Origin of the sequence: Kribbella sp. NPDC051587, assembly GCF_044453945.1 — a bacterium.
Classification (GTDB): Bacteria; Actinomycetota; Actinomycetes; order Propionibacteriales; family Kribbellaceae; genus Kribbella.
The window spans coordinates 414909-437436 of sequence record NZ_JBITDE010000007.1; the positions used below are offsets into that span (position 1 = coordinate 414909).

Annotated in this window: 19 protein-coding genes and 1 riboswitch; of the genes, 7 read left to right on the forward strand and 12 right to left on the reverse strand. The window is 69.2% G+C overall.

Annotated elements, in window-relative coordinates:
- Nucleotides 1-221: 221 nt before the first annotated feature.
- From glyA to gcvT, 3 genes are read right to left on the reverse strand one after another with little or no spacing between them, the layout of a single operon-like run.
- Nucleotides 222-1484 carry a serine hydroxymethyltransferase gene (glyA, locus tag ACIA49_RS26055; RefSeq protein ID WP_396379937.1) on the reverse strand — a complete coding sequence of 421 codons (1263 nt, stop codon included), beginning with the start codon at nucleotides 1482-1484 and terminating at the stop codon, nucleotides 222-224.
- Nucleotide 1485: 1 nt separating this feature from the next.
- On the reverse strand, nucleotides 1486-1860 hold the full coding sequence (gene gcvH, locus ACIA49_RS26060; protein WP_396379938.1) for a glycine cleavage system protein GcvH: 375 nt from the start codon (nucleotides 1858-1860) through the stop codon (nucleotides 1486-1488).
- Nucleotides 1860-2969 carry a glycine cleavage system aminomethyltransferase GcvT gene (gene gcvT / locus ACIA49_RS26065; RefSeq protein ID WP_396379939.1) on the reverse strand — a complete coding sequence of 370 codons (1110 nt, stop codon included), beginning with the start codon at nucleotides 2967-2969 and terminating at the stop codon, nucleotides 1860-1862. Before gcvT ends, gcvH begins: the two co-directional genes overlap by 1 nt.
- A gap of 151 nt (nucleotides 2970-3120) precedes the next feature.
- A riboswitch (glycine riboswitch) is annotated at nucleotides 3121-3215 on the reverse strand.
- Between the two features lie 119 nt (nucleotides 3216-3334).
- Here gcvT and ACIA49_RS26070 point away from each other — a divergent pair.
- A complete protein-coding gene (locus ACIA49_RS26070) occupies nucleotides 3335-4588 on the forward strand; it encodes a hypothetical protein (protein WP_396379940.1) in 1254 nt (417 codons plus the stop codon).
- Here the strand turns inward: ACIA49_RS26070 and ACIA49_RS26075 are convergent.
- A complete protein-coding gene (locus ACIA49_RS26075; RefSeq protein WP_396379941.1) occupies nucleotides 4585-6111 on the reverse strand; it encodes a carboxylesterase/lipase family protein in 1527 nt (508 codons plus the stop codon). The genes ACIA49_RS26070 and ACIA49_RS26075 overlap by 4 nt on opposite strands.
- Nucleotides 6112-6140: 29 nt before the next feature.
- Here ACIA49_RS26075 and ACIA49_RS26080 point away from each other — a divergent pair, with 29 nt between their 5' ends.
- Genes ACIA49_RS26080 through ACIA49_RS26090 form a run of 3 tightly spaced genes read left to right on the forward strand, consistent with a single transcriptional unit; the run spans nucleotide 6141 to nucleotide 7998 of the window.
- Nucleotides 6141-6704, forward strand: a complete 564-nt coding sequence (locus ACIA49_RS26080) for a TetR/AcrR family transcriptional regulator (protein WP_396379942.1) — start codon at nucleotides 6141-6143, stop codon at nucleotides 6702-6704.
- A complete protein-coding gene (locus ACIA49_RS26085) occupies nucleotides 6701-7234 on the forward strand; it encodes an RNA polymerase sigma factor (RefSeq protein ID WP_396379943.1) in 534 nt (177 codons plus the stop codon). Before ACIA49_RS26080 ends, ACIA49_RS26085 begins: the two co-directional genes overlap by 4 nt.
- Complete coding sequence (locus tag ACIA49_RS26090) at nucleotides 7231-7998, forward strand: hypothetical protein (RefSeq protein WP_396379944.1); 768 nt, start codon at nucleotides 7231-7233, stop codon at nucleotides 7996-7998. Before ACIA49_RS26085 ends, ACIA49_RS26090 begins: the two co-directional genes overlap by 4 nt.
- Here ACIA49_RS26090 and ACIA49_RS26095 read toward each other — a convergent pair.
- Both ACIA49_RS26095 and ACIA49_RS26100 read right to left on the reverse strand, forming a co-directional pair.
- Nucleotides 7985-8461, reverse strand: a complete 477-nt coding sequence (locus ACIA49_RS26095) for a nitroreductase family deazaflavin-dependent oxidoreductase (protein ID WP_396379945.1) — start codon at nucleotides 8459-8461, stop codon at nucleotides 7985-7987. The genes ACIA49_RS26090 and ACIA49_RS26095 overlap by 14 nt on opposite strands.
- Nucleotides 8458-11310, reverse strand: coding sequence for an ATP-binding protein (locus ACIA49_RS26100; RefSeq protein ID WP_396379946.1), 2853 nt, complete (start codon nucleotides 11308-11310; stop codon nucleotides 8458-8460). The genes ACIA49_RS26095 and ACIA49_RS26100 overlap by 4 nt, the downstream gene beginning before the upstream one ends.
- A 79-nt stretch (nucleotides 11311-11389) precedes the next feature.
- On the opposite strand from ACIA49_RS26100, the gene ACIA49_RS26105 reads away from it, so the two are divergent.
- On the forward strand, nucleotides 11390-12541 hold the full coding sequence (locus tag ACIA49_RS26105) for an epoxide hydrolase family protein (protein ID WP_396379947.1): 1152 nt from the start codon (nucleotides 11390-11392) through the stop codon (nucleotides 12539-12541).
- A gap of 58 nt (nucleotides 12542-12599) precedes the next feature.
- Here the strand turns inward: ACIA49_RS26105 and ACIA49_RS26110 are convergent, their stop codons facing one another.
- From ACIA49_RS26110 to ACIA49_RS26135, 6 genes are all read right to left on the reverse strand, one after another.
- Entirely contained in the window at nucleotides 12600-14078 is a 1479-nt protein-coding gene (locus ACIA49_RS26110; protein WP_396379948.1) for an agmatine/peptidylarginine deiminase, read from the reverse strand.
- A gap of 163 nt (nucleotides 14079-14241) precedes the next feature.
- A complete protein-coding gene (locus ACIA49_RS26115; RefSeq protein WP_396379949.1) occupies nucleotides 14242-14811 on the reverse strand; it encodes a TetR/AcrR family transcriptional regulator in 570 nt (189 codons plus the stop codon).
- Nucleotides 14812-14825: 14 nt separating this feature from the next.
- Nucleotides 14826-16532 carry an ABC transporter permease subunit gene (locus ACIA49_RS26120; protein ID WP_396379950.1) on the reverse strand — a complete coding sequence of 569 codons (1707 nt, stop codon included), beginning with the start codon at nucleotides 16530-16532 and terminating at the stop codon, nucleotides 14826-14828.
- The gene (locus tag ACIA49_RS26125) at nucleotides 16529-17641 is read right to left on the reverse strand and encodes a spermidine/putrescine ABC transporter substrate-binding protein (RefSeq protein ID WP_396379951.1); all 1113 of its coding nucleotides are present in this window, start codon (nucleotides 17639-17641) and stop codon (nucleotides 16529-16531) included. Before ACIA49_RS26125 ends, ACIA49_RS26120 begins: the two co-directional genes overlap by 4 nt.
- Nucleotides 17638-18741 carry an ABC transporter ATP-binding protein gene (locus tag ACIA49_RS26130; RefSeq protein WP_396379952.1) on the reverse strand — a complete coding sequence of 368 codons (1104 nt, stop codon included), beginning with the start codon at nucleotides 18739-18741 and terminating at the stop codon, nucleotides 17638-17640. The genes ACIA49_RS26125 and ACIA49_RS26130 overlap by 4 nt, the downstream gene beginning before the upstream one ends.
- Complete coding sequence (locus tag ACIA49_RS26135; protein WP_396379953.1) at nucleotides 18738-19880, reverse strand: agmatine/peptidylarginine deiminase; 1143 nt, start codon at nucleotides 19878-19880, stop codon at nucleotides 18738-18740. Before ACIA49_RS26135 ends, ACIA49_RS26130 begins: the two co-directional genes overlap by 4 nt.
- Nucleotides 19881-19940: 60 nt before the next feature.
- Here ACIA49_RS26135 and ureB point away from each other — a divergent pair, with 60 nt between their 5' ends.
- Together ureB and ACIA49_RS26145 are read left to right on the forward strand one after the other, a co-directional pair.
- On the forward strand, nucleotides 19941-20699 hold the full coding sequence (ureB, locus tag ACIA49_RS26140) for an urease subunit beta (RefSeq protein WP_396379954.1): 759 nt from the start codon (nucleotides 19941-19943) through the stop codon (nucleotides 20697-20699).
- On the forward strand, nucleotides 20696-22369 hold the full coding sequence (locus ACIA49_RS26145) for an urease subunit alpha (protein ID WP_396379955.1): 1674 nt from the start codon (nucleotides 20696-20698) through the stop codon (nucleotides 22367-22369). The genes ureB and ACIA49_RS26145 overlap by 4 nt, the downstream gene beginning before the upstream one ends.
- Nucleotides 22370-22528 lie beyond the last annotated feature (159 nt).

The following is a 22528-nucleotide window of genomic DNA, read 5'->3' on the forward strand; positions in this document are numbered from 1 at the left end:
CGAACCCGCCCATGGCAAATACAGGTCTAGACCGGTATAAGCACAGACTGGTCCGGGGGAGGTCGATGAAGAGAGTGTCGATACCCCCGGGCCCGGCTTCGGAACTTCCGGTCAGGACCCTTATGTAGGCCATAACGCTTGGCCGGGACCAGACCGTTGCATGAAGCCCCGAAGCGGAGCCGAAATTGCCACTAGTGGCAATTTCGTTGCTGGTAAGGGAGTCAGAGCTCCGGGTACAGCGGGAACTTCTGGGTGAGCAGGCCGACCCGCTCGCGCAGCGCGTCGAGGTCGGCCGGATCGACGAGCGCGGCGGCGATGATGTCCGCGACCTCCGCGAACTCGGCCGGCCCGAAACCACGAGCCGCCAGGGCCGGCGTACCGATCCGGAGTCCGGAGGAGACCATCGGCGGCCGCGGGTCGAACGGCACCACGTTCCGGTTCACTGTCAGGCCGACCGAGTGCAGCCGGTCCTCGGCCTGCTGCCCGTCCAGCTCGGAGTTCCGCAGGTCGACCAGGACGAGGTGCACCTGCGTTCCGCCGGTCAGCACCGAGATCCCCGCAGCGCGGACGTCGTCGGCCAGTAACCGGGTCGCGATCGCCTGGGCGCCCTCGAGTGTACGGCGCTGCCGGTCGCGGAACTCTTCCGTGGCCGCCAGCTTGAACGCGACCGCCTTGCCCGCGATCACGTGCTCCAGCGGACCGCCCTGCTGACCCGGGAAGACGGCCGAGTTGAACTTCTTCGCCAGGTCCGCGCGGTTGGTGAGGATGACGCCGCCCCGCGGGCCGCCGAGGGTCTTGTGGGTCGTGGTGGTGACGACGTCGGCGTGCGGGACCGGGTTCGGGTGCAGCCCGGCTGCGACCAGGCCGGCGAAGTGCGCCATGTCGACCATCAGGTAGGCGCCGACCAGATCGGCGATCCGCCGGAACTCCGCGAAGTCGAGCTGCAGCGGGTACGCCGACCAGCCCGCCACGATCAGCTTCGGCCGGTGCTCCAGCGCGAGCCGCTCGACCTCGGCCATGTCGACCACGAAGTCGGTGTCTCGGACGTGATACGCGACGACGTCGTACAGCTTGCCGCTGTAGTTGAGCCGCATCCCGTGGGTGAGGTGACCGCCGTGCGCGAGGTCGAGGCCGAGGATCGTGTCACCGGGGTTGAGTAGCGCGAACATGGTGGCCGCGTTCGCCTGGGCACCGGAATGCGGCTGGACGTTGGCGAAGTCGGCACCGAACAGCGCCTTGACCCGGTCGATGGCCAGTTGCTCGACGACATCGACGTGCTCGCAGCCGCCGTAGTACCGGCGGCCGGGGTAGCCCTCGGCGTACTTGTTGGTGAGGACGGAACCCTGCGCCTCCATCACCGCGATCGGGGCGAAGTTCTCGCTGGCGATGAGTTCGAGGGTGTCGCGCTGACGGCCGAGTTCGGCCGTCACCGCCGCGTGGATCTCCGGGTCGAACTCGGCCAGGGACTGGTTGAGGGTGCTCATCTCACTCGCCTCCGATCAGTGCCTGGTAGGCACCGGCGTCCAGCAGATTCGTGGGTCCGGTGACCTTGATCCGAACCAGCCAGCCGGCCTGGTACGGGTCGGTGTTCAGCAGGCCGGGATCGACGACGACGGCTTCGTTGAGCTCGACGACCTCGCCGTCGACCGGCGCGAACAGGTCGCTGACCGACTTCGTCGACTCGATCTCACCGCACGCGTCGCCGGTGGTGATCGCGGTGCCGACAGCCGGCAGGTCGACGTACACGACATCTCCTAGCGCCTCGCCGGCGAAGGCGGTGATGCCGACCGTGGCGACGTCGCCGTCGAGAGCGACCCATTCGTGGTCCGCGGTGTAGTGCAGTTCGGTGGGGACGGACATCAGGACTCCTGGCGGCGGTAGAAGGGGAGGGGTACGACGGTCACGTCGTCGTGCGTACCGCGGATGTCGACCTGCAGCGGGGTTCCCGCTTCCTGGTAGCTCGCGTCGACGTACGCCATCGCGATCGGGTGCCCGAGCGTCGGCGACGGCGCGCCACTCGTGACCGTGCCGATCTCCCGGCCGGTCGCCGGATCCAGTACGGCGTACCCGCTGCGCGGTGACCGCCGGCCGGCTGAGGTGAGGCCGACGAGCACCCGCCGGGCGCCCTCGTCGCGGCGGCGGGCGAGTGCCTCGCGGCCGACGAAGTCAGCTTCTTTGCTGAAGGCAACGACTCGGCCGAGCCCGGCCTCGAACGGCGTGAGGTCGCGGCTGAGTTCATTGCCGTAGAGCGGCATTCCGGCCTCGAGCCGAAGCGTGTCCCGGCAGGCCAGCCCAGCAGGCTTGAGCCCGTACGGCGTTCCCGTCCGGAGCAGGTCGGCCCAGATCCGCGCGGCCTCGTCCGGGCGGCAGTAGATCTCGAAACCGTCTTCACCGGTGTACCCGGTGCGGGCAAGCAGGATGTTGCTCCCGGCAAGCTTCGCTTCGGTGATCGCGTAGTACTTGAGCGCGGGCAGATCGGCCTCGGTCAGCTCGGCCAGGATCTCCGCGGAGACCGGCCCCTGGACGGCGATCAGCGCCCAGCACTCCGTCGCGTCGCGAACCTCAACCGAAAACCCGGCCATCCGTTGCGTCAGTTCGGCATGGACGACCGCCGTGTTGCCGGCGTTCGCGACGATCAGGAAGTGGTCGTCGGCGAGCCGGTAGACGACGAGGTCGTCGATGATGCCGCCGTCCTCGGTGCACAGCATCGAGTACCGCGCGCGGCCGGGCGCGATCTTCGACGGCTGTCCGACCAGGCTGTGGTCGAGCGCCTGCGCGGCCGTGGCGCCGATCAGCTCGAGTTCGCCCATGTGGGACAGGTCGAACAGACCCGCGGTGGTTCGGACGGCTGTGTGCTCGGCGATGTCGGAGGTGTACCGCACCGGCATCGTCCAGCCGGCGAAGTCAGTAAACGAGGCACCGAGCTGTTGATGCTCTGCGTGCAAAGCAGTCGCGCGCGACTCTGCCATAAGTTGGGAGGCTCCCTCGGTCAGGCACCAGGCGGTGCCACTGCTGGGTGACCTCCCCGCTCTGTCATCGGTACCTGAGAGCTTCGCCGCCGGATCGGGCGGTTTGCACCGTGGGTGCAGGTCCAACCGGACCTGTCTTTCCAGAGTTCGCCTCATCGGAACGGTCAGTGGGCCTGAGAGATTCTGGGGAGATTTGCTCCTTCGGCGCCGGGCTGTGCCGCACCCGGACTCTCCCGCCCCGATTCGAACGGCGCGATATGCAGTTAGGCGGCCGACTCTAGCAGCCGTTCCGGAACCGTCCATGTGGTTGGCTCGTCCCAGGTGAGCGCCGCGGACCGGCGGATCGCGTGACAGAGAGGGACACGATGAGCGGACTGTCGACCTTGCCCCTGGTGGTGATCGGGCTGTCGCTGATCGGCTTGCTGGCGGTCGTCGTCTGGTTCGTCCGGCGGCAGCGGTACCTGAAGTCGCTGCGCGACCGCGGTTGGACCTTCGTCGGCAGCCCGTCGTTCGCGACCGTCGCGCGGCTGAACAACCCGCCGTTCGGGCTGGGGTTCAAGCGCTCGCCGGACGATCAGATCACCGGTCTGACCAGCACTGGACGGCCGTTCCAGGTGATCGAGTACGGCAGCGAGTACTGGAAGGGTTGGGTCGGCATGGTGACGCTGTCGCGCCGCCTGCCCGAACTGTGGATCACCGGCGGTCAGACGGGGCCCCGGGCCGGTGTCTCCGCGACCATGGTGCCGGTTCCGGCGCAACTCGGCTCGGGCTGGACGGTCGGCGTACAGGACCCGGCGTTCGCCAACGAGGTGCTGAGCGGCCAGCTCTGCACCGCCTTGCTCGCGCTGGCCGGGAGCCAGCCGGGTGTGAACCTCAGCATCGACGGCGACCAGCTGGTCATCCAGGACCCGCCGCACAAGGACTCCGAGCTGCTCGCGCCCTGGCTGGAGCAGCTGGCCGCCATCGCCGCCGCGATCGACGCCACACCGCTCGACCACTGGATCCAGCCCGAGCGCGAGGCCCGCCTGGGCTTCTACCAGCACCCGGACTGGTACTGGATCGGCCAGGACGACAGCCTGCTGCAGAGCACGCCGACAACCCGCGGCGGCCACGACCACAGCACCAGCGACGTGATCCGCGGCCGCGACGGCGACGGCCCGCCGTTCGTCGCCTTTACCCACCACTGGAAGACCACGCGCACCGAGACCTCCACCGACTCCGAGGGCCGCACCACCACCCGCACCGTCACCGAGAACCACAGCGAGCCGATCCTTGGCTTCGAGCTGCCGGTGCACATGCCCTGGATCCAGGTCAGCCGGCGCGGCCTCGGCGCCGGCATCAGCTTCGAGAGCGAAGCCTTCAACAAGCGGTTCGCCATCCACGCCCGCGACCAGAAGTTCGCGTACGACGTCATCCACCCGCGCCAGATGGAGTTCCTGATGGCCACCCAGCCGGCCCCGTTCCAGGTCGTCGGCAACTGGGCCTGGTTCGAGCCCGGCCGCCACGACCACCAGACCATCGCCCGCAACTCCCTGATCCTGCGCGACTTCCTCGCCTGGATCCCGCGCTTCGTCTGGAAGAACCTCGGCCTCCAGGACGCGCCGTACCCGCCGCGCTAGAACTTGATCGTGCTCCACCATCCGCAGTGATGGGCAGCGCTCAGGTCGGTACGGCGGATGGTGGGTCCAAGGGACTGGACGATCGACTGGCCCGCGCGGAATCGCGGCCAGCGGGGTAGTCCCGGTGTGTTCGGGTCGCCGGTCCGGGCGAAGGCCGACCAGTAGCCGATCATCGTGTCGGCCAGACGTTGCTGGACTTGGGTGAGCGCCGGGCTGGGGATGCCGTCGCGCATCACGAAGAGATACAGCGCATCGGCCGAGTGATAGGCGCCGTACGGGTAGGTGACGGGCGGCAGCGTCGGCGGCGCGGTGCGGTCGGCGAACTCGTAGGCGTAGGTCGCGGAGCGCCGGGCGAAGGCCTGATTGCGAGCCAGGGTCGGGCATGCGAAGGCGCTGTCGGTCGTCACGGACGCCCAGGTCCGGCTGGGTGGCACACCTTTGCGGAGTGGGTAGCGGGCGGCCACTCGATCGGCGTCGGTACCGAACGCATCCTTCAGATACGCCCGGTACTGCGCACTCGTGAGTGGCCGCGTGGCGAGATCGATCATGCCCTGCAGGTACGTCATCTCGTCCCGAGTGGTGCCGGACAGCATCGGTACGTCGATCGCGCGGCCCGCGGCCAGAACCTCGACCGGATTCTCGGGCAGCGTGCGGCTGCCGTAGGAGAGCCCGGAGAAGGTGCCGAAGACCGGCATCAGATCGGCGACCGTCTTGTCGCGGCGCAGGCAATCGACCGACGAGCAGCCGAGGGCGGTGGCGACGGCCTGGCCGCGAGCGGCGACGCTGCCGGGCGCTTCCCACGGGGAGACGGTCGGTAGCCCTGGCGCGAGCGCGTTGGCCGGGATCGGCGACGTACAAAGGGAGCTCTGGATGATCGCGCGGTGAAACAGGCCGACGGCCGTCGGTGAGGCCAGGTGGGCGCAGATGCTTTGACCGCCGGCCGACTGGCCGAAAAGGGTGACGTTGCCGGAGTCGCCACCGAAGGCGGTGGCGTTGCGCTGCACCCAGCGGAGCGCGGCCTGCTGGTCCTCGAGCCCGAAGGTCCCGGAGCCTTCGAGCCCGGGATAGGCGAAATTGCCGAAGATGCCGAGGCGGTAGTTGGCCGTCACCACGATCACGTCGCCGCCGGCTGCCAGCCGCTGCGGGTCGTACTCACCGCCCGAACCCTCGACGAAGCCGCCACCATGCAGCCAGACCATGACCGGCTTGCGTGGCCCACCGGAGGTCGGCGTGGTGACGTTCAGGTAGAGACAGTCCTCCGCTGTGTCCGACTTCGCCTGCGCGCAGCGCGGACCGAGATCCGAAGCATCCCGTACGCCGGTCCATCGCGCGGCGGGCGTTGGTGAGCGCCAGCGGAGCGGTCCGACCGGCGGCGCGGCGAACGGGATCCCGTTGAACTCGTGGTGATCTCCACGAGCGACACCACGGACCACGCCCTGGTCGGTCCGCACGACCAGTGGATCCGCAGCGGGCAGCACTGGCACGGTCAGCAGGGCAGAGATCAGGGCGGCGAGGATTCTCATCTAACCAATACTAGCGTATTGTTCTGCTCATGAGAGGGCAGGGAGCCGCGTACGACGAGCGTCGGACAGCGATCGTCGAGGCGGTGCTCGACCTGGTCGACACCAGCGGGGTCGACCAGGTGACCGTCCGCCGGGTCGCCGATCGCGCCGGGGTATCGCTCGGTCGCGTGCAGCACTACTTCTCGACCAAGGACGAGTTGCTGGGTGCGGCCTTCGCCGCGATCAACGAGCTCGGCGCGCGACGCGTCCAGGAGCGCGCAGGCGGAGACGACGTCCTGCGTGCGGTCCTCCTCGTGCTGATTCCGCGCACCGAGGAGGACCGCCGTCTGGTCCGCATCCAGCAAGCCTTCGAGACCTACGCACTGACCAGTCCCGAGCTCGGTGCACAGGTCACGCAAGGCTATTCAGACCTTGCCGGTCTGTTCGCCTTGCTGCTCGGCGGTGAGTTGGCCGACGGCCACGAGTTGCTCGCCACCGCGGTCGGCCTGTCCACACTGGTCCTGACCGACGCGGTCACGTCGGCCCAGGCAGAGCGCATCATCGATGCCCGCTTGAGACACATCGTCGGAGCTGCTGGACAGGTAGAGGCATGAGCAAGCAGCGCGAAGAACGGTTCGTGGCCTTGTACGAGGCCACGTATGCGGATCTGGTGCGGTTCGCACAGCGGCGGTTGCCGCAGGTGCAGGCCGAGGACACGGTCGCGGAGGCGTTCCTGACCGCTTGGCGGCGGTTGGACGACGCTCCGGAACAGTTGGCGGACGCGCGGGCGTGGTTGTTCGGGATCGTGCGGAACACGATTCTGAACAGCCATCGGGGCGCTCGGCGGCAGCGGGCGGTCGCGGTGCGGCTGGCCGAAGTGGCCAGTACGTCGTTGCCGGACGACAGTGAACTCGTGGCGCGGCAGGTCGATCTGGCGCGCGCGTGGGAGCGGCTGTCCGCCGTTCATCAGGAGGCGCTTGCTCTGGCGGTGATCGACGACCTCCCGGGTCGCGAGGCGGCGGCGGTGCTCGGCATCACGAGCGTCGCCTACCGGCTGCGGCTGTCCCGGGCGCGCAATGCCCTGCGCGGCGAGCTCGGTCACCGTCCGACCCCTACCCGCGTGACCGAAAGGCAGCCGACATGAAGCCCCTCGACGAGTTCGCCGCCCTGAAATCCCTCGACCCGGCAACCCGCGATCCCGATCCGCACAGCCCGCGCGCGCAGGCCACCCTCGAGCGCATCCTCGCCACCGACCCGTCGTACGACGTCCGTCCCCGCCATCGGATGCTGGTGCGAGCTGTGGTCGCAACGGCGGCGGTGGCGATCGGGGCCGTGACTGTGCTCGTCCCGCACGAGAGCGGACCGCTGTCGGGCGGCGACGCTTATGCCGGCTGGACCACAGCACCCGTCGGGTTGTCGCCCCAGGAATCTGCATCAGCGGCTGCCGAGTGTCGGCAGTCGCTCCAGAGCCTCGGGCCAAGCGCCGGTGCCAAGGTCGCCATGGCCGAGCGACGAGGCAAGTGGGCGATCGTGATCCTCAAGGACCCGGGCACGTTCGAGGGGTTCTGCATGACGAACCTCGTCGACTACGACAAACACAGTGGCTTCGGCAGCGTCGCCGGACCCCATCGTCCGGCGGTCGGTCCGCGGGAGCTCTTGGTCCTGGACCTGGGCGCGACCGGGGGCAAGGAGGCGGGCTGGGTGACCTCTGGGGTCGGGTGGGCCGGCTCCGACATCGTCGGGCTGACCTACACCAGCCCGACCCGTGGCGTCGTGAAGGCGACCGTCAGGAACGGCTACTTCGCGTTCTGGGTGCCCGGTTGGGAGTTCGAAGGCCCGAACCCGGTCCCGGTGCGGGTCACCTATCGCGACGGCAAGACGGTGGCGACCACGCTCAAGCTGGGCTGACTTCCAGGCGGAAGACGCGGATCTCGCGGTTGGCGGCGCGGGTGGCGTAGGTGTTGTAGGCCGGCCAGTACGCCGCTACCGCGTCCCACGTGGTCTGGCGCTCGTCTCCGGTGAGGAGGCGGGCGTGGACCGGGAGGGTGCGGCCGCGGACGGTGGCGGTGGCCTGGGGCTGGTCGATCAGGTTGGCCGACCAGGCCGGGTGGTTCTCGCCGCCCCAGTTGGAGCCGATCACGATGAAGGCGCCGTCGCGTTCGACGTACAGGAGTGGGACCTGGCGGGGCTGGCCGCTGCGGCGACCGGTCGAGGTGAGCAGCAGGGTGCGCAGGCCGATCGACGAGCCGACGCCGAACCGGCCGTTGGTCCGGCGGAGCAGCCGCTCGTCGACGCGGGTCAAAGCCTGGCCCACTCCGGCGAACGCCTTGGTGGTGCCCAACTTGGCGATCAGCCGCTGCAGTCCGTTCATTGGCCGGAGTCTACGTCGGTGAGCAGACCCCGGGCGTGCGCGACCGCGGTCGCCTCGGTGCGGGTGGTCGCGTTCAGTTTGGTCAGGATCCGGCCGACGTGCACCCCGACGGTCGCCGGTGAGATGTACAGCTCGGCGGCGATCTGCCGGTTCGGCAGACCACGCGCGAGCAGCCGCAGGACGTCGTACTCGCGGGGAGTCAGCCCGCTGTCGTCCTCGGGCGTGGTGCTCGGCGGTTCGAGCCGGGCGCGTTGGCCGAGGGCGGCGATCCGGTCGAGGTAGACGCTGCTGCCGAACCGGATGGCGATCTCGCGAGCCTCCTCGAGCCGGCGCCGCGCGCCTGCCCGGTTGCTCGCGGCCAAGGCGGCCTCGGCGGCCGGGATCAGGCAGTCGATCAGGCCGGTCAGATGCCCCAGCCGGCGCCAGTTGTCGGCGGCTTCGTCCCAATCGCTCATCCGGCCGGGGCCGAGCGCGGTCAGGATCATGCATCGGTAAGCCTCGAGCCGGACCGTGCCCGGCGGCAATTGGGCGACCAGCTCGCCGAGGACCGTGCGGATCCGGGCGACGTCGGCGGCGATCTCCCGGTTGCGGGGTGCGGCGGCCAGCCGGGCGCGCTGGAGCATCGCGATGCCGACCAGGCCGTCCTCGTCGGTCAGGTTGGCCGGATCCGCGCAGTGCTGCAGGTAGATCTCGACCGTCGCACCGGCCGACTCCGGATCCTGCTTGGCAGCAGCGAGGTCACACCATACTCTGGTGAGGTAGCCGAGGATGTAGTTGCGGAGTACAGGGGAGCCCGTGGCGACTTCGGCGGGCGAGTGCAGTACGGCGGCCGCCTGGTCGAACTGGCCGCGGTAGGCGCGGATCGTGGCGAGCATGCCACGGGTCCCGATGTGGTAGAGCGGCTCGGGTTCGGCGGCGAGCACCTCCTCGATCACGGTCAGGGCCTCGTCCCAGCGCCCGAGGACCAGGTAGGCGTCGGCGAGATTGACGCGCAGCAGGGGACCGCGCCAGTTGAGCATCCCGAGCAGTTCGACCTCGCGCAGTGCGACCGGTACGGCCTCGACGAGCTCCTCGTAGCGTCCGGCCCAGGCCAGCGTCGAGATCTCCCACAAGGCGTTCGCCACCAGGGTGTAGTCGTCACCGATCCGGAGTGCGATCTCCCGCGCCCGCCTGGACGCGGCCTGCGCCGCGGCGGTGTTCCAGGCAACGACCTCGGTGAAGCCGAGCGCGGCGAAGGCGCGTCCGCGCAGCCGGTCGTCGTCCAGCGCTTCGGCGATGCCGAGGAGGATCTCCGCGTGCCGCCGGGCGGCCGGTTCCAGCCGTGCCGTGGCCGCGTCGACCGACAGCCCGTAGTGCAGCAGGCCCAGGGCGTACGACGGCCGGTCCGGGAGCAGTTGCTGAGCCCGATCGAGGTCCTCGCGGGCGCCGAGATCCATCCTGCTGCGGAACACCGCTCGGTCGATCAGCAGTTGGGCGGCCTGCTCCGGGTCGGTCTCCGGGTCGATGAGCTCCAGCGCCGCCGTACAGTGCGCCGCGCCTTGCTCCGCACGACCCGCCGGTATGGCGGCGGCGATCGCCCGCTGGAGCAGTGAGAAGCGAACTGAGTCGTCGGCTCCGGTCTGCGGCAGTAACGTGAGCGCGCGGAGCAGATGGTTGTGCTCGGCGGAGTACGCGAAGGTTGCCTTGGCCTCGTCGGCAGCGATCAGTGCCGCGTCGAAGGCCTCGGTGGGCCGGTCGGCCAGGTACCAGTGCTCGGCCAGCTCAGCAGCGGCCAGACCCTGTACGGCGAGGTCCGGGCGCTCGGCCAACGCGGTCGCCGCGCGGGCGTGCAGCCGACGCCGTTCACCGGGAAGCAGTCCGGTGTAGACGGCCTCCCGGATCAGTGCGTGGCGGAACTCGTACCCGCGAGCCGTTGTGAGCAGTTGCTCGTGTTCGACCAGCTCGCGGAGTGCGAGGTCCAGTTCGTCATCGCTCCGGCTGACCAGCAGGGTCAGCAGGTCGTGACCGATGGCCGACCCGGCCACCGACGCGATCGCCAGCACCGGGCGAGCCGTATCGGACAGCCGGGCGACGCGCTCCTGGAGCAGGCCGCGCAAGGGGCTGTCCGCGTTGCTGTGCGTGTCTCCGGCGAGGGCCTCGACGAACAAGGGGTTCCCACCGGAGCGCCGGTAGATCGCGGCCGCGCGCGCTGGGTCGTAGCGACCATCGAGTGTGGTGACGAGCTCACCGACGTACTGCTGCTCCAAGGGGCCGAGCCGGACGGTGGCGATGTCGGAGCGGCGGCCGAGCTCAGCGACGAGTTGGCGGACCGGGTGACCGGCCGGGAGTTCGCCGGTGCGGACGGTACCGACGAGCAGGACCGGGAGGTCCCCGAGATTGCGGGCGAGGTAGCCGAACAGTTCCCGGCTGGCGCCGTCGGCCCAATGCAGGTCCTCGAGGACGATCAGCAACGGATGCCGGACGGCTGCGCGTTCGACGAGGGCCAGGAGCTCTTGAAGGAGCGTCAGCCGGCTGCCGGGTGCCGCTTGGTCGGACTGGCGGGGGAGTAGCGCGGCGAGCGCCGTACCTGAACTCGTCCCACCCTCGGCCGCGACGAGTTGCCGGACGATCGGCAGGAACGCGACGTACGGGAGGTGTTCGGCGCCGAGCTCCGGGCAGCCGCCACTGACGGTGAGCCAGTCCGGACCGAGGGTCGCGGTGAACTCCGCGACCAGGCGGGACTTGCCGATTCCCGCCTCACCGGCGATCAGGACCCGGGCCGAACCGCCGTCGGTGACCCGGTCGGCCGCGGCACGTAACACCGCGAGTTCGTCTCGTCGCCCGACGTACAGGGGCCGCTCACCGGACATGGAAATACCGCGTTCCACGGATTCGCCGGAAGCGGTCGGCCAGCACGCTGTGATCCTAACGACTTCGAGGGAGATCACCATGACCATCATTCGGCCGCTGCGGATCGAGGTTCCGCAGTCACAGCTGGACGACCTGACCGACCGGCTGCAGCGGGTCCGCTGGGCCAACGAGCTGCCGCGCGACCAGGTGACCGACGGCGTCCAGCGCGGTCCGGTCGTGCCCGGCTGGGAGTACGGCGTACCGCTGGAGTATGTGCAGCGGCTGGTCGAGACGTGGCGGGACGGGTACGACTGGCGCAAGTGGGAGGCGCGGCTGAACGAGTACCCGAACTTCAGCACCGAGATCGACGGACAGAACATCCACTTCCTGCACGTCCGTTCGCCCGAGCCTGAGGCGACGCCACTGATTCTCACGCACGGGTGGCCGAACAGCGTGGTCGAGTTTCTCGACGTGATCGGCCCGCTGACGGACCCGCGGGCGCACGGTGGCGACCCGGCGGATGCCTTCCACGTCGTGGTGCCTTCGCTGCCGGGGTTCGGCTTCTCCGGACCGACCCACGAGAAGGGCTGGAACCGGCACCGGACGGCGCATGCCTGGGCGGAGCTGATGCGCCGGCTGGGGTACGAGAAGTTCGGTGCCCATGGCAACGATGTCGGCTCGTTCGTGTCCCCGGAGCTGGGCCGGATCGCGCCGGACCAGGTGATCGGCGTGCACGTCACCCAGCTCTTCTCGTTCCCGTCGGGCGATCCGGCGGAGTTCGCCGGGCTGAGCGAGCAGGACATCGAGTACCTCGGATTCCTGCAGAAGTTCAACGAGGAGATGTCGGCGTACGCCAAGCTGCAGGAGACCGCGCCGCAGAACCTCGCGCACGCCCTCGCGGACTCACCGAGTGGTCAGCTCGCGTGGATCGCTCAGCTGTTGTTCGCCTGCGCGGACGAGCATGTGCTGACGAACGCCACCATCTACTGGCTGACCAACACCGCTGCCTCCTCGGCGCGCTTCTACTACGAGGACCACCACGCCGAGCACCCCACCGAGGCGACGAAGACACCGACCGGCCTGGCCAGCTTCGCGAACGACTTCACCCCGTTGCGCCGCTTCGCCGATCGCGATCACGCCAACATCGTCAGCTGGAACGAATACGACCGCGGCGGTCACTGGGCCACCCAGGACGCTCCCGATCTGCTCGTCGACGACATTCGCCGGTTCTTCCGGAACCTGCGCGGCTGACGAGCCGTCAGAGGTAGCGCTGGACGGTCTTTTGCAGAAGGCCGTCCAGCGTTGCGTCTCAGGTGACCGTGAAGGTCGGTGAGGCAGCCAGCAGGGTGTAGCCGTCGTTGGCGAAGAAGCGGAAGTTGTAGGTGCCGGTCGTGCTCGGCGCGGTGAAGGTGATCGTGGCCGCGGTGAGGCCGCTGGACGGCGGGGTGTTCCGGCCGTTCAGGTACTTCTCGTCGACCCCACCTGCGGTGTTGGCGGCGCTCGCCTTGTAGAGCCCCACCCAGTCGCGCGGGTTCCCCGGTCCGTTCGCCACGGTTGCGGTGATCGACGCGCCACGCCGTACGGTCGTCCGATCCGCCGTCACGGTAGGTCCGGTGGGCGTCGGTGTCGGAGTGGGCGTCGGGCCGCCCGGAGTCGAGACAGGCTCGTTCATCGTGACGCAGTGCGCGCCACCGCCGCCGTCGCCCATCAGATGATCGAGATTGAGCTGTACGACGGGCCTACCGAACGCGGTCTCCAGTGCTGCCTTTGCAGCCGCATCGGCCTGGGCGTCGCCGAACTGCGCGGTGATGACCGCCGAGTTCGTCATCGCACAGTTCAGGTAGCCGTCGAAGAACGTCGGCCATTGCGCACTCGGGATCCGCGGCAGCGTCGAGGGACCGTAGATCGTGGTGACCTGGAACCGCCGGCCCTTGGCATCGGTTGCCGCGGTCAACAAATCACGGGTGGCGATGGCGTCGCGCGACCAGACGCTCGTCGGCCGGGACGGGCTGGAGAGCTGCACGATCACCACGCCGGGCCGAACGAACATCACCGTGCTGTCGATGTGGTCGTCGGTGATGTCCTCGTTGGAGACGCCGGCGCACCAGATCATCTTCTGCGCGCCGTACTGCGCGAGCAGCTCGGCTTCGATCTGCGCCAGGCTCTTGCCGGGATTGCGAGCCGGGTCGAGCCAGGAGCTCTTGTTCGCGATCAGGGTGCCGTCGCCGTCGTAGATCACGCCGCCGCCCTCGCCGACCACACTGGCCCGGGCGAGCGGGACGCCGTCGTACGCCGCGATGTTCGGCGCGACGAGAGTGTCCTTCGCGTGCGTCTGCTCGTTGCCCCAGCCGTTGAAGTTCAGGCCGAACGCGTCCATCCCGCCGGTACCGTTCAGCCGGAAGATCGGTCCGGTGTCGCGCATCCAGCAGTCGTTGACGGGGATCGAGCTGAGCACGGTGACCGCGCTGCTGACCCTACCGCGCGCGGTGGTGGCGGCCGACGTACCGTCCGCGCACATCACCACCGGGTTGTACTTGACGATCTCGTTGGCCAGCTTGGCGACATCGCTCTGGATGCCGCCGAGCAGGTTGCCCCAGATCGACGTACTGGACGGCCAGGCCATCCACGTCCGCGCGACCGGGACGTCTTCGGCCGGTACGGCGAACGGTGCCGCGGCGACGGCGGAGCCGCGGGTCGTCAGCGCCTGCCAGCCGCCGCCGACGGCTGCCAGGCCGGCCGCGGCGAGGCCGGTGCGGGTGACGAACTGGCGGCGGGAGAGAGCGTTCATAGCGGAATCCTCTCGGGGGTTTTCTTGGATGACATCCAAGAATGTGCTCCCGGCCACAACAGGCTGTCAAGGGCTCGGAATCGCCGTTTCGTCAACCCTGTAAGGGATTGCGTCCGGGCAGGAGGCAGCGCCCGATCACGTTGCCGAGGACAACGTGATCGGTTCAGGCAAGCTCGATCCGGATGGCGTCGGCGAGCAGTTCCTGCAGGTGCTCGGGCGGTACGGCGCCGGTCAGCCAGCGACCGGACAGACCTTCGACGAGTGCGACCAGCCGTTCGGCGCTCGCCCCGGGGTCGCGGGCGCCGGTGGTCCCTTCCTCGGTGTGGACGCGCTCGACGAGCGCGGCGATCTCGTCGACCCATTCGGCGGTGAGCTTGTGCACGGCCGGCCGCAGCCGGTCGTCGAAGACCGAGGCCCAGCGCAGTTCACCCCAGGCCGCGGAGTTGGTCTGCACCTCCTCGGTGCCGTTGAGCTCGCCGACCAACCGCGCCACCAGCTCGGTCCGGGCGGAGGTGGCCCCGGCGGCCGCCTGTTCGCCGTACCGGCCGGCCTGATCGCTGACCGCCTCCAGGGCAGCCTCGAGCAGACCCTCGCGGCTGCCGAAGTAGTGGTAGAGCAATGTGACCGAGACCCCGGCGTCGGCAGCGACCTCCTGGACCCGCATCCCGCGGACGCCACGGCGGGCGATGACGGCGATGGTGGCCTGCAGCAGCTGGGTCCGGCGGTCGGTCATCCCACGGATTCTAGTCACTGGCCCACCAGCCCTTCGGCGAACGACTTGGATTGTCCCCGCAGCCGCAGTACCCACCCGATCGCCACGACGGCGATCGCGATCAGCAGCATCACGCCGACCGAGGCCGCGGCCGCGTCGCCGCGCAGGCCGTTGCGCACGGTCGAGTAGACGAAGACGGGGAGCGTGGTGGTCCCGACATTGCCGAGCATGCTGGACGCGACGACGTCGTCGAGCGACGCTGTCGAGGCCAGAACGGCAGCCGCGAGCACGGCCGGTACGGCGAGTGGCACGGTGACCCGGCGGAAGACCTGGATGGGTGGCGCACCGAGATCCGCGGCCGCATCGGACAACCGCGGATCCAGGCTCGACAGCCGGGCCTGTACGACGAACGCGACGATCGCCACCGCGATCACGGAGTGCGCGATCACCAGGCGCAGGACGCCGTTCGACAGTCCCGGGCCGGCCGCGACGTACAGGAGCAGAAGCCCGATCGCGGAGACGATCTCGGGCGTGATGAAGACGATCAGGAGCAGACCGAGCAGGGTCCGCCGCAGTGGCCGGGCCGCCCGGGCAAGTGCGGCACCGGCGAGCGTGCCGACGATCACCGCGACCAGGGTCGAGAGCACCGCGACGTTCAGTGAGATACCGATCGAGCTCATCAGTGCGTCGTTGTCCGGGATGGCGGCGTACCAGCGTGTGCTGAACCCGGACCACACCGGCAGCGTCCGGCCGCCGTTGAAGGAGTACACGACGATGGTCAGGATCGGTAGCCAGAGGAACGTGGTGAGCGCGACGCCGAAGATGCGCAGGCCAGGGCCCCAGAGGTCATGCCCCCATCCTCGTGGTGCGAACCTCGCGGTCAGGTCGAGCGGCCGGACGACTCGCAGCAACGAGCCCGCCAATCGAAGGAGCAGCGCGGCGCAGCCCAGGATGAGCAGCACCAGAGCGATCAGCAGTACGGCGGTTGCCGCGCCGAGCGCCCAGTCCTGGCTCTCCAGGAACGAGCTGCTCACCAGTGAACCGGCCACCGCGGCCTTGACGCCGCCAAGGATGGACGGCGTGACGTAGTCGCCCATCAGCGGGATGAACACGAGCAGTGCCGCACTGATGATCCCGGGCCGGACGGCCGGCAGCGTCACCTGCCAGAACACCCGCCACGGACTCGCGCCGAGGTCGCGACCCGCTGTGCGCAGGGCCGGATCCAGCCGGTCGAGCGCGACCGCGATCGGGAGGACGGCGAGTGGCAGGTAGTTGTAGACGACGCCGAGCTGCGCGCCCGCCAAGGTGTCGAGGACGCCGAGGCTGTCGACGCCGAGCAGACCGGTCAGCGGTCCGTGGTCGCCGAGCAGGATCCGCCACGAGTAGGTGCGGAGCAGGAACGGCATCCAGTACGGGATCACGACGGCCGCGATCGCGGCGTACTTCCAGAAGCCCCTGAGGCGGGTGGCGATCAGGTAGGCCATCGGTACGGCGAGGAGGACGCACAGAAGCGTGCCGACGATCGACAACCGCAGGGTGTTCTCGAAGACGATCCGGAACGTGTCGCTGGTCGCCTCGCCGTACCGGTGCAGGGACGGCGCGCTCAGGTCGACGGGGCTGGTGCCGAAGAAGGTCGATTCGCCGAGGCTGAAGACCGCGACCAACGCGCCGGGCAGCAGGAAGAACAGACACAACCAGCCGAAGGCGGGCAGGGACGGAACGAGCCCGCGGATGCTTCTCATCGGGAGACCACGGCCTTCAGCCGCTGGAAGCTGGCGACGGCCTGTTTGCGAGCCGGTGTCACCTCGGCGGGGACGAACCGATCCGGTGCGACGCCGTCGTCGAAGAAGACGATCTCCTTGTAGGGAAGGTCTTTGAGGAGATTCTTGGACGCCTCGACGCCGGTGTAGTAACCGTGCGCCTTGGTCTCCCGGGCCGCGTTCTCTGGCGTGAGCAGGAATTCGACGAACGCGTGCGCGGCCGCGATGTTCTGCGAACCCTTGGGCAGGACCCAGTGGTCGACGTACAGGTCGGTCTTCGGTCCGCCGAGCGCGAACCGCAGCGTCTTGGAGCCGTCCATCAGCGCACCCCGGGCGTCGCCGGTGAACGCCTGCGCGAGCACGAGGTCACCGGCGGCGAGGTCGGCGCGGGGGTAGGAGTTGAACTCCTTGAGATGCGGCAGGACCTTGTCGGTGTAGAACTGCTCGGCCGCGGCGTAGTCGGACCGCTCGGTGGTCTGGTCGGAGATGCCGTTGCCCCAGAAGTACGAGCCGACGAACGACGGAGCGCCGTCGATCACCGACGTACGGCGCTTGACCGCGGGATCGGCGAAGTCAGCGTAGAAGCTGTTCCAGTCGATCGGGGGAGTCTTGATCACCGCGCTGTCCCAGACGTAGCCGGTCGAGCCGCCGGACTTCGGGATCGCATAGGTGTTGGTCGGGTCCCAGGACTTACCGGTGAAGGTCTTGGACAGTCCTGCGATGCCGGGCAGCCGGCTCTTGTCCCAGGCCAGGAGTGACTTGCTCTGCACAAGTTGCGGGATGTACGAGCCGTCCATCACGACGAGGTCGTAGCCGCTGGTGCCTTGCGTCAGTCGCAGCTTCGCGACCGCCTCTTCGGCCGAGGCATAGGCGTCGACCTTCACCTTGACACCGGTCGCCTTCTCGAAGGCGGCGATGTTGTCGGCGGAGATGTAGTCGGCCCACGAATAGATCGTGAGCGTCGACCCCTTCTCGACAGTGCTCGGGTACGACGCCGGTGTCGGCGACGCGGCCTCGTCGTCGGGCGAGCTGCATCCGCCCATGGCGAGCGCGGCCGCGAGTAGGGCCGCGGTCCGTAGGTGTGACCTCATGAAGCTCCTTCCGCAGTGGCGAAGATCCGGACGTGGGCGGGGTCCCACGAGCACCGGACCTGGTCGCCGACGTGGGGGACCGGCCGGCCGTCGCGCGGGACGCGGGCCAGCAGCGTGAGTCCGCGGCAGTGCACGAGGACGACGCTGGAGATGCCCGCGATGCTGACTCCGCGGACGATCCCGTCGATGCTGTTGACGTCGGCCGGACCCGTGACCTCGAGGCCGACCCGGACATGCTCGGGGCGGATCAGCGCGAGCGCCGTACCGGCCTGGGCCGTCGCCGGGGGTACGACGACGACGTCGGCGTGGTGCAGGCGGCCTTGTGGATCAACGGTTCCGGGGATCTCGTTCTGCTCGCCGACGAAGCGGGCGACGAAGAGGCTGGCCGGGTGGTCGTAGACGTCTTCGGCGGTACCGACCTGCTCGGTCCTGCCCTCGGACATGATGACGATGCGGTCGGCGAGGCTGAGCGCCTCTTCCTGGTCGTGGGTGACCAGGACGGTGGTGACGCCGAGGCTCTGCTGGAGCAGGCGCAGTTCGACCTGCATGGCTTGGCGGAGGCTGCGGTCGAGGGCGGAGAGCGGTTCATCGAGGAGCAGGACGCCGGGTCGGTCGACGATCGCCCGCGCGAGGGCCACGCGTTGCTGCTGGCCGCCGGAGAGGCTGGTGACGGGCTGGTCGCCGGCGGACGGTAGCTGAACCAGCGCGAGGGCGTCGGCGACGCGACCGCGGATATCGGCTCGGGAGACGCCGCGCTGGCGTAGTGGGAACGCGACGTTGTCCGCGACGCTGAGGTGCGGGAACAACGCATACGACTGGAAGACCGTGTGGATGTCGCGGCGATGGGCCGGGACCCCGGTGACGTCGATGCCGGACAGCAGGACGCGGCCGCGGTCCGGCTGTTCGAGACCGGCCAGGATCCGCAGCGTGGTCGACTTGCCGCACCCGGACGGGCCGAGCAGCGCGACGAACTCACCAGCCGGAACGGTCAGCGACAGGTCGTCGACGGCCACGGTCCCGCCGTACCGCTTGGCCAGTCCGGTCAGCTCCACCTCGGCGCTGGTCCGCGCGGTGGGTGGCCGATCAGTGAGGAGCGTCATGGAGTACCACCGATCGCAGCAGGGATCTGCATCGTGATGCAGTGCGGACCGCCGCCGCCGAACGCGATCACCCGGCCGGTGACCCCGATCGTCCGGCGGTCGGGAAACTGGGCGCTGATCACAGAAAGCGCTCTCTCGTCATCCGCGGTGTTTCCGCTGACCGGTACGACGACCACGCCGTTGGCGACGTAGAAGTTCGGGTACGCGACGTAGTCCGTGACGCCCTCGACGTCGAACGACGAGAACAGGTCGAGCCCGAGGACCTCGACCGCCCGGTTCCCCCGATCGGGGTTGTCCCGCAGGTAGCGCAGGTTCCGCGACATCGCCTCGTGATTGACGTTCGCGGTATCGCTGCAGGTCTGCGCGACCACCCGGCCGGGAGCGACGTATGTGCAGACCCCGTCGACATGACCGTCGGTATGGCGGTCGTCCAGATGCCCGAACGGGAGCATCAGCACGGTCTCGATCCCGAGCGCCCGCCGTACCGTGTCCTCGATCGTCGCCTGGGAGAGACCGGGATTGCGGTTGCTGTGCAGCAGGCACTGGGCGGTCGAGATCAGCGTGCCCTCGCCGTCGACCGTGATGCTGCCGCCCTCGAGGACGAGGTCGATCGGGACGCGTTCGATGCCGAGGTGGTCGAGGATCAGCGGGGTCAGCGTGGCGTCCCGGTCGTACGGGAGGAACTTGCGGCCCCAGGAGTTGAAGGCGAAGTCGACGCCCAGCCGGTGGCCCTCGGCATCGCGGACGACGAGCGGACCGTTGTCGCGGATCCACGAGTCGTCGACGGGAGCCTCGAGGACGTCGATGTTCGCCGTACCGCAGTGGTCGAGCACCTCGGTCGTGGTCCCGGGCAGCGCGACGACCGTGACCGGCTCGAAGTCGGCGATCGTGCGAGCCACCGTCGCGTACTCGCGTTTCGCCTCCTCGAAGACCCCGGCCCACAGTTCGCGCCGGGTCGGCCAGGTCAGCAGCGTGCGTTCGTGCAGGTCCCATTCGGCCGGCATCCGGTACCGGGTGAGGCGCTCGTCGACGGACGGGGCCGGGGCTGCGGGCACCGCGGCGAGGCCGTGCGGAGACAGCTCGGCGGGGTAACTCGCGGCCAGTGCCGGATCCGTGACGGGCGTTGTGGTCGTCGTCATGGTGAGTTAGTTTGTGGTTGACCGAATTTTTAGTCAAGGCCTCGAGCAAGGATCCACGGGATGCGACTCACGCCCACCGAACGGGACCGGCTGCTGCTGTTCTCGGCCGCCGAGCTGGCCCGGCGCCGCCGGGCAGCCGGCGTGTTGCTGAACGTGCCCGAGGCGACCGCGTTGATCGCCGACGAGGTCTGTGAGGTCGCTCGCCGCGGCGGCCGGCACGCGGACGCGGTCCAGGTCGGCCAGTCCGTCCTGACCGCTGCCGAGGTCCTGCCGGAGGTCCCGTACGTCGTCCGGACCGTCGCCGTCGAGGCGGTCTTCACCGACGGTTCCCGGCTGGTCGTGGTCCCGGAACCCTTTGGTGCTCCCGCGGATCGCGATGACATGCCTGGTTCGGTGATCACGGCGGAGAGCGCTCTCTACCGATCTGAACCCCGGGAGCTCGTCACCGTCGAGGTGGCGAACACGGCGTCCGTGGTGATCTCGGTGACCAGCCACTTCCACTTCTTCGAGGCCAACGCCCGGCTGCGGTTCTCCCGCGCGACGGCGTACGGGCGGCACCTCGACGTACCGGCAGGCACCCACGTGCGCTTCGAGCCCGGTACGACGGCCACCGTGGCGCTCGCGCCGATCCGCGGCGGCCGGGTCGTCGTCGGCTTCGCCGGCCTGGTCGACGGGCCGCTGGACGCGCCCGGGATCCGCGAGACAGCGCTCTCTCGCGCTCACGAATGGGGCTTTCTCGACAGCGATCACGGGGACACAGCTGACCCCGAGACGGCCGCAGCACGCGCAACAGCCGCCACCCGGTCGGTGATCGCATGACGCTGGACCCACGGGCTCGGGCCGGTGCCTACGGGCCGGGCCTCGGCGATCGAGTCGTGCTCGGCGACACCGGACTCGTTGTACGGGTGGATGCGGACGACCGAGGCGGCGATCGTGACGAGGTGCTGCTCGGGTTCGGGAAGACCGGCCGCGACGGCATCGGCATGCGTGCCGTGCGGACCGGCGAGTCCTGCGATCTCGTGGTCAGCAACGTACTGCTGCTCGACCCGGTACTCGGCATCCGCGCCACCAACATCGGCATCCGCGAAGGGCTGATCGTCGGCATCGGCAAGGCCGGCAACCCGGACACGATGGATGACGTCGACCTGGTGATCGGCAGCGGTACGGCGGTCGTCTCCGGCGAGGGGCTGATCGCGACGCCCGGCGGCATCGACACGCACGTGCATCTCTTGTCCCCGCGTGTCTGCGAAGCCGAACTGGCCTCCGGCGTCACCACGGTGATCGGCCAGGAGATCGGCCCGTTCTGGGGCGTCGGTGTCGGCTCGGCGTGGATCCTGCGCACCGGGTACGGCGCCTTCGACGACTACCCGCTGAACATCGGCCTGCTCGGCCGCGGCTCGAGCAGCCGGAGCGATCCGTTGCTCGAGGCAATGGAAGCCGGTGTGTGCGGGTTCAAGGTGCACGAGGACACCGGCGCCCACCTCCGCACCCTGGACACCGCGCTGACGGTCGCGGAGGAGTACGACGTACAGGTCGCAGTCCACACCGATGGTCTCAACGAGGGCCTCACCGTCCAAGACACGCTGGCTGTGCTCGACGGTCGCGCCATCCACGCGTACCACGTCGAGGGTTGCGGCGGCGGGCACACACCCGATGTCCTCAGCCTGGCCGGCATCCCGCATGTCCTTGCCTCGTCGACCAATCCGACTCTTCCCTTCGGCCGGGACGCGGTCGCCGAACACCGGGCGATGATCGCGCACGTCCATGGCCTGCGGGAGGACCTGCCCGGCGATCGGGCGCTCGCCGCCGATCGGGTCCGGGCCGCCACGATGGGAGCCGAGAACCTCTTGCACGACCTGGGCGTCATTCCGATCACCTCATCGGATGCCCAAGGCATGGGCCGCGCCGGGGAGACCTGGCGCAGCACGTTCGGGCTCGCGTCCGTCCTGCGTCCGCCGCGCGATCCCGGGGAGGCCGACAACGACCGGGTCCTGCGCTACCTGGCCAAGCTGACCATCAACCCCGCCCGCGTGCACGGACTCGACGAATACGTCGGCAGCCTCGAAACGGGCAAGCTCGCCGATCTCGTGTTGTGGCGCCCGGCAACATTCGGCGCCAAACCCGAGCTGGTATTGAAGGCCGGTCTCCCGGCCTGGGGTGTGACGGGTGACCCGAACGCCTCGATCGACAGCGCGCAACCGCTGGTACTGGGCGCCCAGTTCGGCGGCCACGGTGCGACGGCCGCGGAGCTGTCGGTGCTCTTCGTCAACGCGGCTGCGGCCGCCGCGGGAGCGTCCGCCGTACCGACCAGGCGACGGCTGGCGCCCGTCCGCGGGTGCCGGACGATCCGGCTCGACGCGATGGCGCATCACGGCAGCACCGGACCGGTGGTCGTCGACACGCGCAGCGGTGCGACCACCTACCGCGGTGAGCTGCTGACGATGCCGCCGGTCGACCGCGCGCCGCTGCAACAGCTCTACCACCTCTGAATCTTCCCAAGCCCAGAAAGGCAGCACAGCCATGAGGATCGGCGTGCCCCGAGAGATCAAGAATCACGAGTACCGCGTCGCGATCACCCAACACCCGGGCAGGCAAGGTCACCCATCGACCGGTCGCCGACGCGCACTGCCTGCCGTGGGCCGAGCTGG

Coding starts and splice junctions, on each gene's coding strand:
- glyA (WP_396379937.1), bottom strand. CDS start 1,484: ATGAGCACCCTCAACCAGTCCCTGGCCGAGTTCGACCCGGAGATCCAC.
- gcvH (WP_396379938.1), bottom strand. CDS start 1,860: ATGTCCGTCCCCACCGAACTGCACTACACCGCGGACCACGAATGGGTC.
- gcvT (WP_396379939.1), bottom strand. CDS start 2,969: ATGGCAGAGTCGCGCGCGACTGCTTTGCACGCAGAGCATCAACAGCTC.
- ACIA49_RS26070 (WP_396379940.1), top strand. CDS start 3,335: ATGAGCGGACTGTCGACCTTGCCCCTGGTGGTGATCGGGCTGTCGCTG.
- ACIA49_RS26075 (WP_396379941.1), bottom strand. CDS start 6,111: ATGAGAATCCTCGCCGCCCTGATCTCTGCCCTGCTGACCGTGCCAGTG.
- ACIA49_RS26080 (WP_396379942.1), top strand. CDS start 6,141: ATGAGAGGGCAGGGAGCCGCGTACGACGAGCGTCGGACAGCGATCGTC.
- ACIA49_RS26085 (WP_396379943.1), top strand. CDS start 6,701: ATGAGCAAGCAGCGCGAAGAACGGTTCGTGGCCTTGTACGAGGCCACG.
- ACIA49_RS26090 (WP_396379944.1), top strand. CDS start 7,231: ATGAAGCCCCTCGACGAGTTCGCCGCCCTGAAATCCCTCGACCCGGCA.
- ACIA49_RS26095 (WP_396379945.1), bottom strand. CDS start 8,461: ATGAACGGACTGCAGCGGCTGATCGCCAAGTTGGGCACCACCAAGGCG.
- ACIA49_RS26100 (WP_396379946.1), bottom strand. CDS start 11,310: ATGTCCGGTGAGCGGCCCCTGTACGTCGGGCGACGAGACGAACTCGCG.
- ACIA49_RS26105 (WP_396379947.1), top strand. CDS start 11,390: ATGACCATCATTCGGCCGCTGCGGATCGAGGTTCCGCAGTCACAGCTG.
- ACIA49_RS26110 (WP_396379948.1), bottom strand. CDS start 14,078: ATGAACGCTCTCTCCCGCCGCCAGTTCGTCACCCGCACCGGCCTCGCC.
- ACIA49_RS26115 (WP_396379949.1), bottom strand. CDS start 14,811: ATGACCGACCGCCGGACCCAGCTGCTGCAGGCCACCATCGCCGTCATC.
- ACIA49_RS26120 (WP_396379950.1), bottom strand. CDS start 16,532: ATGAGAAGCATCCGCGGGCTCGTTCCGTCCCTGCCCGCCTTCGGCTGG.
- ACIA49_RS26125 (WP_396379951.1), bottom strand. CDS start 17,641: ATGAGGTCACACCTACGGACCGCGGCCCTACTCGCGGCCGCGCTCGCC.
- ACIA49_RS26130 (WP_396379952.1), bottom strand. CDS start 18,741: ATGACGCTCCTCACTGATCGGCCACCCACCGCGCGGACCAGCGCCGAG.
- ACIA49_RS26135 (WP_396379953.1), bottom strand. CDS start 19,880: ATGACGACGACCACAACGCCCGTCACGGATCCGGCACTGGCCGCGAGT.
- ureB (WP_396379954.1), top strand. CDS start 19,941: ATGCGACTCACGCCCACCGAACGGGACCGGCTGCTGCTGTTCTCGGCC.
- ACIA49_RS26145 (WP_396379955.1), top strand. CDS start 20,696: ATGACGCTGGACCCACGGGCTCGGGCCGGTGCCTACGGGCCGGGCCTC.